13 protein-coding genes are annotated in these 12,372 nt (G+C 63.4%); 2 read left to right on the top strand and 11 right to left on the bottom strand.

Translation table 11 applies throughout. From position 1 onward, the window contains the following. Positions 1-81: 81 nt before the first annotated feature. Positions 82-1,017: a hydroxymethylglutaryl-CoA lyase gene (locus ACX1DW_RS04795; RefSeq protein ID WP_458992890.1), complete on the top strand. Its 936-nt coding sequence runs from the start codon at positions 82-84 to the stop codon at positions 1,015-1,017. Positions 1,018-1,356: 339 nt separating this feature from the next. Here the strand turns inward: ACX1DW_RS04795 and ACX1DW_RS04790 are convergent, their stop codons facing one another. From ACX1DW_RS04790 to ACX1DW_RS04740, 11 genes are all read right to left on the bottom strand, one after another. Beyond that, positions 1,357-1,797 carry a hypothetical protein gene (locus tag ACX1DW_RS04790; protein WP_458992889.1) on the bottom strand — a complete coding sequence of 147 codons (441 nt, stop codon included), beginning with the start codon at positions 1,795-1,797 and terminating at the stop codon, positions 1,357-1,359. Positions 1,798-1,878: 81 nt separating this feature from the next. Continuing rightward, positions 1,879-2,145 (bottom strand): hypothetical protein, encoded by a 267-nt coding sequence (locus ACX1DW_RS04785; protein WP_458992888.1) that lies wholly within the window; start codon positions 2,143-2,145, stop codon positions 1,879-1,881. Positions 2,146-2,238: 93 nt separating this feature from the next. Continuing rightward, a complete protein-coding gene (locus ACX1DW_RS04780; protein WP_458992887.1) occupies positions 2,239-2,583 on the bottom strand; it encodes a hypothetical protein in 345 nt (114 codons plus the stop codon). Between the two features lie 598 nt (positions 2,584-3,181). Then, on the bottom strand, positions 3,182-4,072 hold the full coding sequence (locus ACX1DW_RS04775) for an alpha/beta fold hydrolase (protein ID WP_458992886.1): 891 nt from the start codon (positions 4,070-4,072) through the stop codon (positions 3,182-3,184). Between the two features lie 119 nt (positions 4,073-4,191). Further along, positions 4,192-5,181, bottom strand: a complete 990-nt coding sequence (locus ACX1DW_RS04770) for a TRAP transporter substrate-binding protein (protein WP_133456869.1) — start codon at positions 5,179-5,181, stop codon at positions 4,192-4,194. A 54-nt stretch (positions 5,182-5,235) separates the two neighbouring features. After that, a complete protein-coding gene (locus tag ACX1DW_RS04765; RefSeq protein ID WP_045632134.1) occupies positions 5,236-6,063 on the bottom strand; it encodes an HpcH/HpaI aldolase/citrate lyase family protein in 828 nt (275 codons plus the stop codon). A gap of 20 nt (positions 6,064-6,083) precedes the next feature. After that, the gene (locus ACX1DW_RS04760) at positions 6,084-7,289 is read right to left on the bottom strand and encodes a CaiB/BaiF CoA transferase family protein (RefSeq protein WP_458992885.1); all 1,206 of its coding nucleotides are present in this window, start codon (positions 7,287-7,289) and stop codon (positions 6,084-6,086) included. A 130-nt stretch (positions 7,290-7,419) separates the two neighbouring features. Further along, a complete protein-coding gene (locus ACX1DW_RS04755) occupies positions 7,420-8,772 on the bottom strand; it encodes an MmgE/PrpD family protein (RefSeq protein WP_458992884.1) in 1,353 nt (450 codons plus the stop codon). After that, on the bottom strand, positions 8,769-9,173 hold the full coding sequence (locus ACX1DW_RS04750; RefSeq protein ID WP_458992883.1) for a VOC family protein: 405 nt from the start codon (positions 9,171-9,173) through the stop codon (positions 8,769-8,771). Before ACX1DW_RS04750 ends, ACX1DW_RS04755 begins: the two co-directional genes overlap by 4 nt. A 115-nt stretch (positions 9,174-9,288) precedes the next feature. Then, positions 9,289-10,452 carry an acyl-CoA dehydrogenase family protein gene (locus ACX1DW_RS04745; protein ID WP_458992882.1) on the bottom strand — a complete coding sequence of 388 codons (1,164 nt, stop codon included), beginning with the start codon at positions 10,450-10,452 and terminating at the stop codon, positions 9,289-9,291. Positions 10,453-10,522: 70 nt separating this feature from the next. Further along, positions 10,523-11,344, bottom strand: a complete 822-nt coding sequence (locus ACX1DW_RS04740) for an HTD2 family dehydratase (RefSeq protein WP_017245632.1) — start codon at positions 11,342-11,344, stop codon at positions 10,523-10,525. Between the two features lie 123 nt (positions 11,345-11,467). Here ACX1DW_RS04740 and ACX1DW_RS04735 point away from each other — a divergent pair, with 123 nt between their 5' ends. After that, on the top strand, positions 11,468-12,358 hold the full coding sequence (locus ACX1DW_RS04735; RefSeq protein ID WP_133456864.1) for a LysR family transcriptional regulator: 891 nt from the start codon (positions 11,468-11,470) through the stop codon (positions 12,356-12,358). Positions 12,359-12,372 lie beyond the last annotated feature (14 nt).

The following is a 12,372-nucleotide window of genomic DNA, read 5'->3' as shown; positions in this document are numbered from 1 at the left end:
AGGCGAAGCTTGTCCACCAGCCAGCAAGCCACAACGGTGGATGGGTAGAGCGTCCACCCTACGAAAACCCTAGGACTCCCCATGAGCAAACGCCTGTATATCCAGGAAGTCGCCACCCGCGACGGCTTCCAGATCGAAGCGGACTTCGTGCCGACCGAAGCCAAGATCGCTCTGATCGACCGCCTCTCGCAAACCGGGCTGGCGAAGATCGAGGTCACCTCCTTCACCTCGCCCAAGGCCATCCCCAACCTGCGCGACGCCGAGGACGTGATGCGCGGCATCCGCCGTGCGGAGGGCGTCGAGTACACCGTGCTGGTGCCCAACGTGAAGGGCTGCGAGCGCGCCCTGGCCTGCGAGGTGGACGAGATCAACCTGGTGATGTCGGCCAGCGATACCCACGGCCTGGCCAACCTGCGCATGACGCCCGAACAGTCGCTGGTGCAGTTCCGCGAAATCATCGAAGTCACTCGCGGCAGTGGCGTGTTCATCAACGCCTCGCTATCGACCACCTTCGGCTGCCCCTTCGAGGGCGACTTGCCCGAGCGGCGCATCTATGAGCTGGTGCAACGCCTGCTGGAGATCGGCGTGCAGGGCATCACCCTCTGCGACACCACCGGCATGGCCGACCCGGCGCAGGTAGAGCGTATCTGCCGCGAAGTGCTGAACAGCTGGCCACAGGCAGTATTCACCGCACACTTCCACAACACCCGCGGCATGGGCCTGGCCAACGCGCTGGCAGCGCTGAACGCCGGCATCGACCGCTTCGACGCCTCGCTCGGCGGACTCGGCGGCTGCCCCTACGCACCCGGGGCCAGCGGCAATATCTGCACCGAGGACTTGGTGCATATGTTCCAGCGCATGGGCCTAGACACCGCCGTCGATCTCGACCGCCTACTGCAATGCGCCGCCGACCTACCCCAGCTGGTCGGCCACGACGTGCCGGGCGCGGTACTCAAGGCCGGCAAGGCCGATCGTCGTTATCCGAGACCGAAGTGGATGGAAGAAGCCGGCCTTTGACTGCGTGCGGAGCTCTACGGGATGGTGGCGCCGTGAGCGGCGGTTCAGCGGCGACAGGCACAACGCAAAGCCCGCCTGACGGCGGGGTGAATAATGAGGTGAGTTTCTAGAGGTTGTGGTGAGAAACGAGACTGTCGGAACAGGCGAGTCCTGCAGCGGAACAAAGCCGATAACAATCATGATCTTCGCGATCGCTTGAACGCTTGGCCCCCGCTGCGCGAACTACAGATTGGCTAGGGCAATGCCCAGAGTAGGCCGGATATACGAATGCAACCGCGCTGACGACAGGATCAAAAAAGCTATTCCTCACTGCTTGTGGGGAGAGTCCATATACAGTTGTTAGGTGCATTGCTGCTCAAAACCACGACACCAAAACAACATCGTTTGAATGCTTTTTATAGTTTCTTTATCTTCGATGCCTGGCAGTACGTCGCTTGGAAAATTAACTACAATGTTTGTTCCAAACGCTTTGCACCAGTACCATGGCAGCTCTTCAATACTGTAATCCCAAAATTTTGCTGCCGCATAAATTGAACCCTCCAACTCAAGTGCTGATGCGGGCGCCAGTTCAAATAGCAATGTTCCTGCAACTTGTTGCCTTTGAAATTTGTTTTCCTGCAAGGATGGATCGTAAAAGAAAGAAAATAGTGCGAAAAACACATTGCGCTCAGGAGCTTTCTTGCAATAGGAGATAAATTTTTTAATTTCTTGCGGGTTGGATGGGCCAAATCTATTCAGCAGTGTCTCTGACCATATCCACTTTTTTTGGCAATCCCGCATTTTGAATATGCACCTAACGATTAAGCTAAGGGGCCGGCTTCGCCGGTCCCAGCGAACGGAGTGAGCGCTTTGAGCGCATTGTTAGGTACCATACCCATTGCTTGCCATGAGGCGTGCAAGGATGTAGCAGCCAAAGCTTGCTAGCTCTGCCTCAGGTAATGAATTTAGCTCAGCAAGAGTTTCCGGCGGGTAGTCCTTGAAGGTAAACAGACTTTGGTGCTGCCAGGTGCACAGCTGTTTACCTTTAGCGACATCATCTAGTGTCACGCGCAATGAACCATCAGGCAGCTCAGCTAGACTGCACAGAACTGCCATATTCTTGGTCGGGGCTTTCTGAGAACTTTCCATGGCACCTAACGTTTGGTTAAGGGGCGGGCTTTAGCCCGTCCCAGTGAGCGAAGCGAACGGTTTGAACCATTAGTTAGGTGCTTGTTGCAGCAATTATTTAAATTTCTGGTCATATGAAGCGACGTGTTCAGGAAATAATTTACTGTAGATCGACTCGGGAATGCCAAGAACATTGACTTCGATAAGCTCTGAGTTCGTTTCTACTGAGTAATCCAAAATACTCACCCCTGCGCACGGAACTGTTAAGCCAGTATCGGTACGTACAGAGAGCTTCAATGCAGATTGATCAGCGTGGTTTGTTAGGCATTCATGGCGAATGTTGTCGTACCCATCTAAGGGTTTGAAAGTACCAAATGCAACACCCATTGGGGCATCGCCATTTTCAAGCTCGGAGTTGCCAACCACTGTGTCATTTGAATAAACAGTGAACAGAGCCATGTTGGCACCTAACGTTTGGTTAAGGGGCGGGCTTTAGCCCGTCCCAGCGAGCGGAGCGAGCGATTTGAACCACTTGTTAGATGCATGGCACGAGCCTCAATCGCTTACGCACTTTATCTCAGCTTTGAGTATGTATGCTTTGCTGAAGAAAGGCATGACTCTGTCAAAGGTTCTTGTTAAATAGCTTAGCTCTGTGCCAAGAACCTCCTCTCGCAACGCAATAAGCTCATGAACAATAGTGTTCGATTTTTCTGGTGAAATCTTGGGGGAGTTATAGAGTTCTGCCAAAAGCAGAACGGGCTTGGTGTATAACATTCCGCTCGCCTCTCTCTGCGAGCCTCTAGCTCGAGCTTCTCAGCGACGCCGGGTGTTTATACACCAGCTCTGGGAAGCATGTAATTGATGTGATCAAACCTTGCCTCGCCTGCGACCTCCCGCACACGCTCATCCATTGCCGTGTCGATAAGGCGTCGAGATTCCATGCGGTGTAGAGCCGCAACAAAAACTGGCAAGCACAAGCGGCAGGCCCCTAGAAAAACCAACCACTGCAGGCCAGAGAAACGGTTAGGTCTCGCCGCCTGCAACATGTAGCAACGGCTCAATCCCCCTGACAGAACTGTAGGATCGCCTCGGCTACTGCCTGCGGTGCCTCGCGCTGGGGGAAGTGGCCGACGCCTGGCAGCAACTGACGGTGGTATGGGCCGCTGAACAAGGCCTCACGCCCGGCCGAGGTTTCCGGCGCGTTGCAGGTATCGGCCTCGCCGTGCAGCACCAGCGTCGGCACGGCGAGCACCGGGGCCGGTTGCAGCAGCGCCTCGTCCAATGCATAGGCAGGATCGCCGTCGACGAAGCCCCAGCGGTGGCGGTAGGAGTGCAGTACCACGGCAGCCCAGTCCGGGTTGTCGAACGCCTCCAGCGCCTGGATGAAATCCGCCTCGGCGTACCAGCCGGCCGGTGACCAGGTATCCCACAGCAGCCGCGTGAAGGCCGCGCGATCCTCGATTACCGTCTGCTCGCCGCGCGGGGTGGCCATGTACCAGTGGTACCAGTAGTTGCGCGCCTGACTGAGCGAGATGTGCTGGTTCGGGTCATTGGTGCCGTAGCCCACCGCGAGCATTACCAGCCGTGCTGCGGCGTGATGGCGCAGCCCGCAGGCATTGGCCACCGCCCGCGCGCCCCAGTCATGGCCGACCAGCACCGGCTGGTCGAGGCGCAATGCGTCGATGAAATCCAGCAGGTCACGGCCCAGCGCGGCGAGCTGACCGCTGCGTGGGGTCAGCGCGTCGCGAAAGCGTGTCTGGCCGAAGCCGCGCAGCGTCGGGCAGAGCACGCGGTAGCCCGCTGCGGCCAGGCGCTCGGCCACGGGCTCCCAGCCTTCGGGGCAGTCCGGCCAGCCGTGGACGAGCACGGCCACCTGCTGGCCGCGAGGGTTCCATTCGAGATAAGCGATATCCAGCACGGGTGTGCTGACGGTGGCGTAACGACTCATGCCGGCGTCTCCTTGCGCGCTTTGGTCGGTCAGCATAAGCCTGGTTTCAGGCATAAAAAAACGGGCCGGTCACATCGGACAGACCCGTTCGTTCTCCGCCGCTTGCTGCCTCTGGAGGCTCAGGAGCGGTTGGCCGCCTGCGCCGCTTCGATCAGCTCGGCGCCGATGTCGCTCTCGAACTTCTCCCACACCGGTTTCATCGCCTCGCGCCACTGGGCGCGTTGCTCGGGGGTCAGCTCGATGATCTCGGTCTTGCCGGAGGCGGCGATGGCCTGGCGCGCCTGCTGGTTGAGGTCGTCGGCCTGACGGTTCACCTCGGCGGTGACCTCTTCCATGATTGTTTCCAGTTCGCCGCGCACGTCTTCCGGCAGGCCGCTCCAGAACTTGGTGTTGGTGATGACCATGTAGTCGATCAGACCGTGGTCGGAGGCGGTCATGTAAGGCTGGACCTCGTGCACCTTCTGGCTTTCATAGTTCGACCAGGTGTTCTCGGTGCCATTGACCACGCCGGTCTGCAAGCCCTGGTAGACCTCGGCGAAGCTCATCTTGCGGGGGTTGGCGCGCACCGCCTTGAACTGCTCGTCGAGCACTGCCGAGGCCTGTACGCGGAACTTCAGCCCGCGGGCATCCTTCGGCTCGCGCAGCGGCTTGTTCGCCGAAAGCTGCTTCATTCCGTTGTGCCAGTAGGCCAGGCCGGTGATGTTCTTGTCCTCCATCGCGCGCAGCAGTGCCTTGCCCTGCGGGCCGCTCTGGAAACGATCGGCTGCCGCCAGGTCGTCGAACAGGAACGGCAGGTCATAGATCTGAATGGCCTTGGCGTAATGCTCGAACTTGGCCAGCGACGGCGCCAGCATGTGCACGTCACCGAGCAGCAGGGCCTCCATTTCCTTGCCGTCGCCGAACAGCGAGGAGTTCGGATACACCTCGACCTTCACCTTGCCCGGCAGGCGTTCCTCGGCGAGTTTCTTGAACAGCAGGGCGCCCTGCCCCTTTGGTGTGTTGTCCGCCACCACATGGGCGAACTTTATGGTCACGGGATCGGCATGCACCAGCCCGGCGACGGTGAAAGAAAGCGCGCAGGCGAGTGCCTTGAGCTTGTTACTCAGCATGGAAGTACCCTCTTGTTTTTGTCGGTTGGTACGTTTCGCGGGCAAGCGTTGCGGTCAGGGCACCGCTTGCCCGGCACGTTGCAGCAGGCGACGGGCACGGCCGATGACGGGGGCGTCGACCATCTGTCCGTCCACCACGAAAACCCCATCGCCGGAAGCTCCGGCGGCGAGGATGCGTTGCGCCCAGTCCAGCTCCGCGGCACTGGGCATCAGGGTTTCGTGCACCACGGCCACCTGGCTCGGGTGGATGCACAGCAGGCCGCCAAAGCCCATGTCACGCGCGTCGGCAGCGGCACGGGTGAGGCCATCGAGGTTCTTGATGTCGGGAAAGACGCTGTCCAGCGGTGCTGCCAGCCCGGCCAATCGCGACTGCAGCAGCAGCGCATAGCGTGCCTGGTCAAGCATGCGCTCGGCGCCGGCGGTGCCATTGGCCAGGCCGAGATCGAGGCCCAGGTCCAGCGCGCCGAAGGACAGCCGCTCGACACCCTGGGCGTGGGCAATTTCCGCCAGATTGGCCAGCCCGCGGGCACTTTCGACGATTGGCCAGACCGGCTTGCCGCAGCTGGCCGCCAGCGCAACCTGCACCGCGCTTTCGACCTTCGGCAGCAGCACGCCGGTGACACCGGCATGACGGGCACAGAGCGCCAGGTCCGCGGCCTGCTCGGCATGGGTTGGCGCGTTGATGCGCACCAGCAGGCGCGCCGCCGGGTTGGCAGCCAGGAAGGCATCGAGGTTGCCCCTCGCCTCTGCCTTAAGGTTCTCCGCGACCGCATCCTCGAGGTCGACGATGACCGCGTCGGCGCCGCTCGCCAGCGCCTTGGGAATGCGCTCCGGGCGGGTCGCCGGGACGAACAGCGCGCTACGGATGATCGATGAGTTCATGGGCTGGCTCCTGGGCACGCTCATACCGCGCCCTGCTCGTGCAAGCGCTGAATGTCGCCGGGGGCGTAACCCAGCTCGGCCAGCAGGCTGTCGGTGTGCTGGCCCAAGGCGGGGATCGGGTCCATGCGCGGGGCGAAGGCGCTGTTGCGTCCCGGCGGCAGCAGCGCAGGCAAGCGACCGGCCGGGCTGTCCACCTCGCTCCAGCGCTGGCGGGCCTCCAGCTGCGGATGCGCCCAGACACCGGCCATGTCGTTGACATGCGCGTTGGCGATGGGCGCGGCATCCAGCCGGGCGATCACCTCTTCGGCGCTCAGGTGGCTGAACGCCTCGACGATGAGCGCACGCAATTCAGTGCGATGCTCCGAACGCCGGGCGTTGCTCGAGAAGCGCTCGTCCTGCGCCAGTTCCGGCTGCAGCAGCACCTTGTCGCAGAACGCCAGCCACTCACGCTCGTTCTGCAGGCCGAGCATCACCGTGCCGCCGTCGCCGGTGGGGAACGGGCCGTAGGGGTAGATGGTGGCGTGGGCGGCGCCCGCACGCGGCGGCGGCGTCGCGCCCTTGTAGGCGTAGTACAACGGGTAGCCCATCCACTCCACCAGGCTTTCGAGCATGGAAACGTCGACGCGGCTGCCCTCGCCCGTCTTGTCGCGCAGCATCAGCGCCGAAAGCACGCCGGTGTAGGCGTACATGCCGGCGGCGATATCGGCGATGGAGCAGCCGGCCTTGGCCATCTCGGTTTCGCCCGGCCCGCCGGTGACGGAGAGAAAGCCACCTTCGCTCTGGATCAGCAGGTCGTAGGCCTTTTTCTGTTCATAGGGGCCACCCTCGCCGTAGCCGGAGATGTCGCAGACGATCAGTCGCGGAAAGCGCTCGTGCAGCGTCACGAAGGAGAGCCCCATGCGCGCGGCCGCGCCCGGAGCCAGGTTCTGCACCAGCACGTCAGCCTTGGCCAAGAGCTGGTCGAGCACCTGGGCAGCGGCGTCCTGTTTCACGTCCAGGCTCAGGCTTTCCTTCGAGCGGTTGGTCCAGACGAAATGCGAGGCCAGGCCGTCGACCCGCTCGTCGTAGCCGCGGGCGAAGTCGCCGGCACCGGGCCGCTCGATCTTGATCACCCGTGCGCCGAGGTCGGCCAGCTGGCGCGTGCAGAACGGCGCGGCGATGGCGTGCTCGAGGCTGACCACGGTGATGCCATCGAGTGGGCGGGGTTTGACTTGGGTGTCGTTCATGTTCGGTTCCTGCAAATTCGGCGTAGGGTGGAAATCGGCGAAGCCATTTCCACGCGTTTGTTCAAGCCCCTGGGGACCCTGGCGCCACTTGGTGGATGAGCCTTCGCCGTCATCCACCCTACGATTCAGTTCAGGCCAGCGCGTCCAGCCGCTGCAGCTCGCGCAGGCGCCAGACCGTATCGATCAGCGCGCCCGCCTCGTCATCGCTGCGCGCCGCGGAGAACTGCACCAGGCGGCGGAACTTGTCTTCCAGCTCGGCGCGGCTCAGCGTGTTGCCCGGGTCGCCCTTCGGCTCGTCGATGGCGCCGTGCAGCGTGCGGCCATCAGCGGTGGTCACTTCGACGCGACCGAGCCAGCGTGCCGGGTAGGCGCCGTCCACCTCGGGATCGAGCGTCATCGAGACCTTCTCGCGGAACTCGCCGACGCGTGGGTCGCTGAGCGCATGGCTGTGGAATTCGGTCAGGCCGGCCTTGCCGTACAGGGCGATCAGCCCCAGCACGGTGCCCATGGAGAATTTGGCTTGATGCACCGTCTGCGGCACCGTCACGCGGCCGAGCACGTCGATCGCGCCCTGGTGCACGCGGGTGGTGACCGAGGCGATGTCATCGGCCCCGAGCCCTTCGCGCTGCATCAGCGCCAGCAGCGCATCGGCCGCCGGGTGGGTATGCCGGCAGGAGGCGTGGAACTTGAACGAGGTTTCCGCCAGCGCCCAGCGCGTGCCGAGCCGGTCGGACAGCTTGCTCGGCTCGGCATCGCGGGACATGCCCGCCGCCATGCCCTGCTCGCCTTCGAGGATGTTCTGCGCGCCGGTCAGGCCATCGGCGGTCAGGTAGGCGGCGAGCAGGCCATCGGCAGCCGCCTTGGCGGTGTGCAGCTGCTTGGAGTCCGCCGCGTCACGGAGAAACTCCCACAGCCCCGCCGCTTGCGTACCGGCGCTGCCGAGCAGATGGGTGAACTGCTGCTGGTCGAAATCCATCAGCTTGCCAACGGCCACCGCCGCGGCCAGGGTGCCGACCGTCGCGGTGGTGTGGAAGATGCGGTAATGCGAGCGGCCGAGGAACTCGCCGATGCGGATGCCCGCCTCGTAGCCGGCCACCGAGGCCACCAGCAGCTCGCGGCCGGACTTGCCGAGATCCTGCGCCGCCGCCAGCGCAGCGGGAAACACCACGGTGGCCGGGTGCAACACGGAGCTGTTGTGCAGGTCGTCCTGCTCCACCAGATGCGAGCTGGCAGCATTCACCAGCGCAGCGAAATAGGCCGAGCTGCTCTGGCCGTTGACCAGAATGCGCGCCGGTCCTTCGGCCGGACCCATCTTCTGCGCGTAACGCTCGAACAGCGGAATCGGATGCGAGCCGGCGCTGGCCAGGGCCGAGCCGAGCCAATCGAGAAAGAGGTCTTCGGTGCGGTCGAGCACCGGTTCGGGGATCTGCTCGTAGGCAAGCCCGGCGAGGAATTCGGTCAGGGCACGGGTGTGCTGGCTCATGCGTTGGGCTCCAGCGGATTCTCTAACGGATTGGACAGTTCGATGAGGTTCTGGTCGGGGTCGCGCAGGTACACCGAGCGGATCGGTCCGGTCGCGCCGGTGCGTTGCACCGGACCTTCGACGATGGCGACCTGCTGCGCCTGGAGATGTGCGATCACCTTGGCCAGCGGTGTGGCAACGATGAAGCAGAGGTCCGCCGAACCCGGCGTCGGCCGCTCGGCCTTGGGCTCGAATTCGCGTCCGACCTGGTGCAGGTTGATCTTCTGGTTGCCGAAGGCCAGAGCCTTGCGCCCGTCGCCGAAGGTCACCGCCTGCATGCCGAGCACGCGGGTGTAGAAGTCGATCGTTGCCTCGAGATCGGCAACGGTGAGAACCAAGTGGTCGAGATGGCTGATATTCATGACGCACTTCCCTTTTTCGTAGGGGTGGAAATCGCGGACCATTTCCACCACCCGTGTCGCCTGTTCGATACGCGTGGAAAAGGCTTCGCCGTTTTCCACCCTACGTCTGGCTCCGTTAGAACGAACGCGGCAGCTCGAGCAAGTGCTCGGCCACGTATGACAGGATCAGGTTGGTGGAGATCGGCGCCACCTGGTACAACCGCGTCTCGCGGAACTTGCGCTCGACGTCGTATTCGTTGGCGAAGCCGAAGCCGCCGTGGGTCTGCAGGCAGGCGTTGGCGGCCTCCCAGCTGGCCTTCGCTGCCAGGTACTTGGCCATGTTGGCCGCCGGTCCGGCATTGCGACCGGCGTCGTATTCCTCGCAGGCGCGCCAGCGCATCAGGTCCGCGGCTTCGATCTCGATATGCGCTTCGGCGATCGGAAACTGCACGCCCTGGTTCTGGCCGATGGGCCGGCCGAATACCACGCGATCGCGGGCGTACTGCGCGGACTTCTCGACGAACCAGCGGCCATCGCCGATGCACTCGGCGGCGATCAGCGTGCGCTCGGCATTCAGGCCGTCAAGGATGTAGCGAAAGCCCTTGCCCTCCTCGCCAATCAGGCTATTGGCGGGAATCTCCAGGTTGTCGAAGAACAGCTCGTTGGTCTCGTGGTTGACCATGTTGGCGATCGGCTGCACGGTCAGGCCGTTGCCGATGGCCTCGCGCAGGTCGACGAGGAAGATCGACATGCCCTCGGACTTGCGCTGCACCTCGGCCAGCGGCGTGGTGCGTGCCAGCAGGATCATCAGGTCAGAATGCTGGATGCGCGAGATCCATACCTTCTGCCCGTTGATGACGTACTTGTCGCCCCGGCGCACGGCGGTGGTCTTGATCTTGGTGGTGTCGGTGCCGGTGGTCGGCTCGGTGACACCCATGGACTGCAGGCGCAACTCGCCGCTGGCCAGCTTCGGCAGGTAGTGGCGCTTCTGCTCCTCGCTGCCGTTTCTGAGCAGGGTGAACATGTTGTACATCTGCCCGTGGACGGTGCCGGAATTGCCGCCGCAACGGTTGACCTCCTCGAGGATCACCGAAGCCTCGGCCAGGCCCAGGCCCGAGCCGCCGTATTCTTCCGGGATCATCGCCGACAGCCAGCCGGCTTCGGTCATGGCCGTGACGAAGGCTTCCGGAAAGCCCTTTTCCTCATCGATCCTGCGCCAGTATTCGGCGGGAAATCCGGCACAGAGGGCGCGCACGCCTTCGCGGATGAAGCTCAGTTCTTCGGTCTTGTTCGGGGTCATCTCGGTTTCTCGCTTGTGCGGCACGCGGCCTCAACGGTGGATAAGGCTGCGCCGTTATCCACCCTACGATTCAGTCGAATTCCACTTCGGCTTTCTGCGCCAGGCCGTTGTGGTCGCCGGCCCAGAGTTCGGCCTTGCCCGGCGCGACGATGCGGCCGCCGACCTCGAACGGCTGCGGCGCGATCAGCGGGCGCAGGCCGCGGTAGGCGAAGCGGCGCAGGCGGGCGTCGGGATTGGCGCGGCAGAAGGCGCGCAGGTTGAGCGTGGCGATCAGCGGGCCGTGAACGACCAGGCCGGCATAGCCTTCGGTCTCGGTGACGTAGGGCCAGTCGTAATGGATGCGATGGCCGTTGAAGGTGACCGCCGAATAACGGAACAGCAACGTCGGCGTCGGTGTGACCGCCTCGCGCCAGCCACCGGCGACCATGGGTTCGCCACTGCTGGTCTTCGGCGGGCTCGGCTCGCGGTACACGATGTCCTGCTCCTCGCGGATGGCCAGGCGGCCGTCCTGCAGGTAGTCGTGTTGCACGGTGACGAACAGCAACGCACCGGTGCGGCCATGCTTCTCCTCGATGTGCTTGATGGTCGATACCCGCCGGGCCTCGCCACCCGCTTCCAGCGGGCGGAAGAATTCGACGCGGCCACCGGCCCACATGCGGTTGCGGTTGTCCGCCGGCGGGAGGAAGCCACCGCGCGCCGGGTGGCCGTCCTCGCCCAGCCCGTTTTCGGCAATCGGGTCCTGGAAGAAGCACCATTGCCACAAAGGCGGCAGCGCTTCGCCATGGGCGGGAGTGCTTTCACCGAAGGTCGCGGCAATGCGCATCAGCAGGTTGCGGCTGAGCTGGTCGTGGACTTCTTCGCTGCGGCCAATCCAGGCAGAGGTATCGGTCATCGTCGGGTTCCGCTGTTGTCTTGTTTTGCCGCAGGATGCTACGAAGCCAGCGTTCCGAGAATTTGTATTTACCGACACCGGCGTTCGGCTAAGCTGAACGCCCGACTCAAGCCGAGGCGCCTCATGCATTTCGATCTGGCCGATCTGCGTCTGTTCATCCATATCGCCGAGTCCCCCAGCCTGACCCAGGGCGCGCGCCGCGCGCACCTCTCACCGGCAGCCGCCAGTGCACGCATCAAGGCGCTGGAAGCCCAGTTCGACAGCCGCCTGCTCTACCGCGACAGCCGCGGGGTGGAGCTGACGCCGGCCGGCCACAAGCTGCTGCAGCATGCGCGGCTGATCATGCGCCAGGTGGACTATCTGAAAAGCGAGTTCGCCGAATACGGCACCGACTCAGCCGGTCACATCCGCATCTTCGCCAACACCACGGCCGTAACCGAATTCCTCCCGGAGGTGCTGGCCGGATTTCTCGCCGAGCGCCCCGGCGTCACGGTGGACCTGCAGGAGCGCCTGAGCCGCGACATCGTGCGTGGCGTGCTGGACGGCAGCACCGACATGGGCATCATCGCGGGCCCGGTGCAGGCCGAAGGGCTGCAGGTATTGCACTTCAGCACCGACCGCCTGCTGCTGGCGGTGCCGGTCGGCCATCCGCTGGCCGGGGAAGCACAGGTCACGCTGCGCCAGACCCTGGCCTATCAGCACATCGGCCTGCACGAGGGCAGCACCCTGCTGACATTCCTGCGCGATCAGGTGGAAAAACTCGGCGGCCAGCTCTCCCTGCGCATCCAGGTCTCCAGCTTCGAGGCGGTGTGCCGGATGATTGAGGCCGGTGTGGGCATCGGCATCATCCCCGAGTCGGCAGCGCGCCGACACAGCCGCACCATGCAGCTCGCGCTGGTGACACTGGACGAACCCTGGGCAGTGCGCGAACGCAGCATTCTGGTCCGTGAGCTGGACGCCCTGCCCGGCAGCGTGCGCGCGCTGATCGCGACCCTGGTCTCCACGCAATTCTGAAATCCCCGCCCACC

It is taken from the genome of Stutzerimonas sp. KH-1, from assembly GCF_054483855.1.
This window is presented reverse-complemented; position numbering and strand designations above follow the sequence as displayed.

Bases quoted from the DNA above. Each gene is read 5' to 3' on its own strand.
- ACX1DW_RS04765 (WP_045632134.1), bottom strand. From the start codon at position 6,063: ATGAACTCATCGATCATCCGTAGCGCGCTGTTCGTCCCGGCGACCCGC.
- ACX1DW_RS04740 (WP_017245632.1), bottom strand. From the start codon at position 11,344: ATGACCGATACCTCTGCCTGGATTGGCCGCAGCGAAGAAGTCCACGAC.
- ACX1DW_RS04770 (WP_133456869.1), bottom strand. From the start codon at position 5,181: ATGCTGAGTAACAAGCTCAAGGCACTCGCCTGCGCGCTTTCTTTCACC.
- ACX1DW_RS04780 (WP_458992887.1), bottom strand. From the start codon at position 2,583: ATGGCTCTGTTCACTGTTTATTCAAATGACACAGTGGTTGGCAACTCC.
- ACX1DW_RS04755 (WP_458992884.1), bottom strand. From the start codon at position 8,772: ATGAGCCAGCACACCCGTGCCCTGACCGAATTCCTCGCCGGGCTTGCC.
- ACX1DW_RS04790 (WP_458992889.1), bottom strand. From the start codon at position 1,797: ATGCGGGATTGCCAAAAAAAGTGGATATGGTCAGAGACACTGCTGAAT.
- ACX1DW_RS04735 (WP_133456864.1), top strand. From the start codon at position 11,468: ATGCATTTCGATCTGGCCGATCTGCGTCTGTTCATCCATATCGCCGAG.
- ACX1DW_RS04760 (WP_458992885.1), bottom strand. From the start codon at position 7,289: ATGAACGACACCCAAGTCAAACCCCGCCCACTCGATGGCATCACCGTG.
- ACX1DW_RS04785 (WP_458992888.1), bottom strand. From the start codon at position 2,145: ATGGAAAGTTCTCAGAAAGCCCCGACCAAGAATATGGCAGTTCTGTGC.
- ACX1DW_RS04775 (WP_458992886.1), bottom strand. From the start codon at position 4,072: ATGAGTCGTTACGCCACCGTCAGCACACCCGTGCTGGATATCGCTTAT.
- ACX1DW_RS04795 (WP_458992890.1), top strand. From the start codon at position 82: ATGAGCAAACGCCTGTATATCCAGGAAGTCGCCACCCGCGACGGCTTC.
- ACX1DW_RS04745 (WP_458992882.1), bottom strand. From the start codon at position 10,452: ATGACCCCGAACAAGACCGAAGAACTGAGCTTCATCCGCGAAGGCGTG.
- ACX1DW_RS04750 (WP_458992883.1), bottom strand. From the start codon at position 9,173: ATGAATATCAGCCATCTCGACCACTTGGTTCTCACCGTTGCCGATCTC.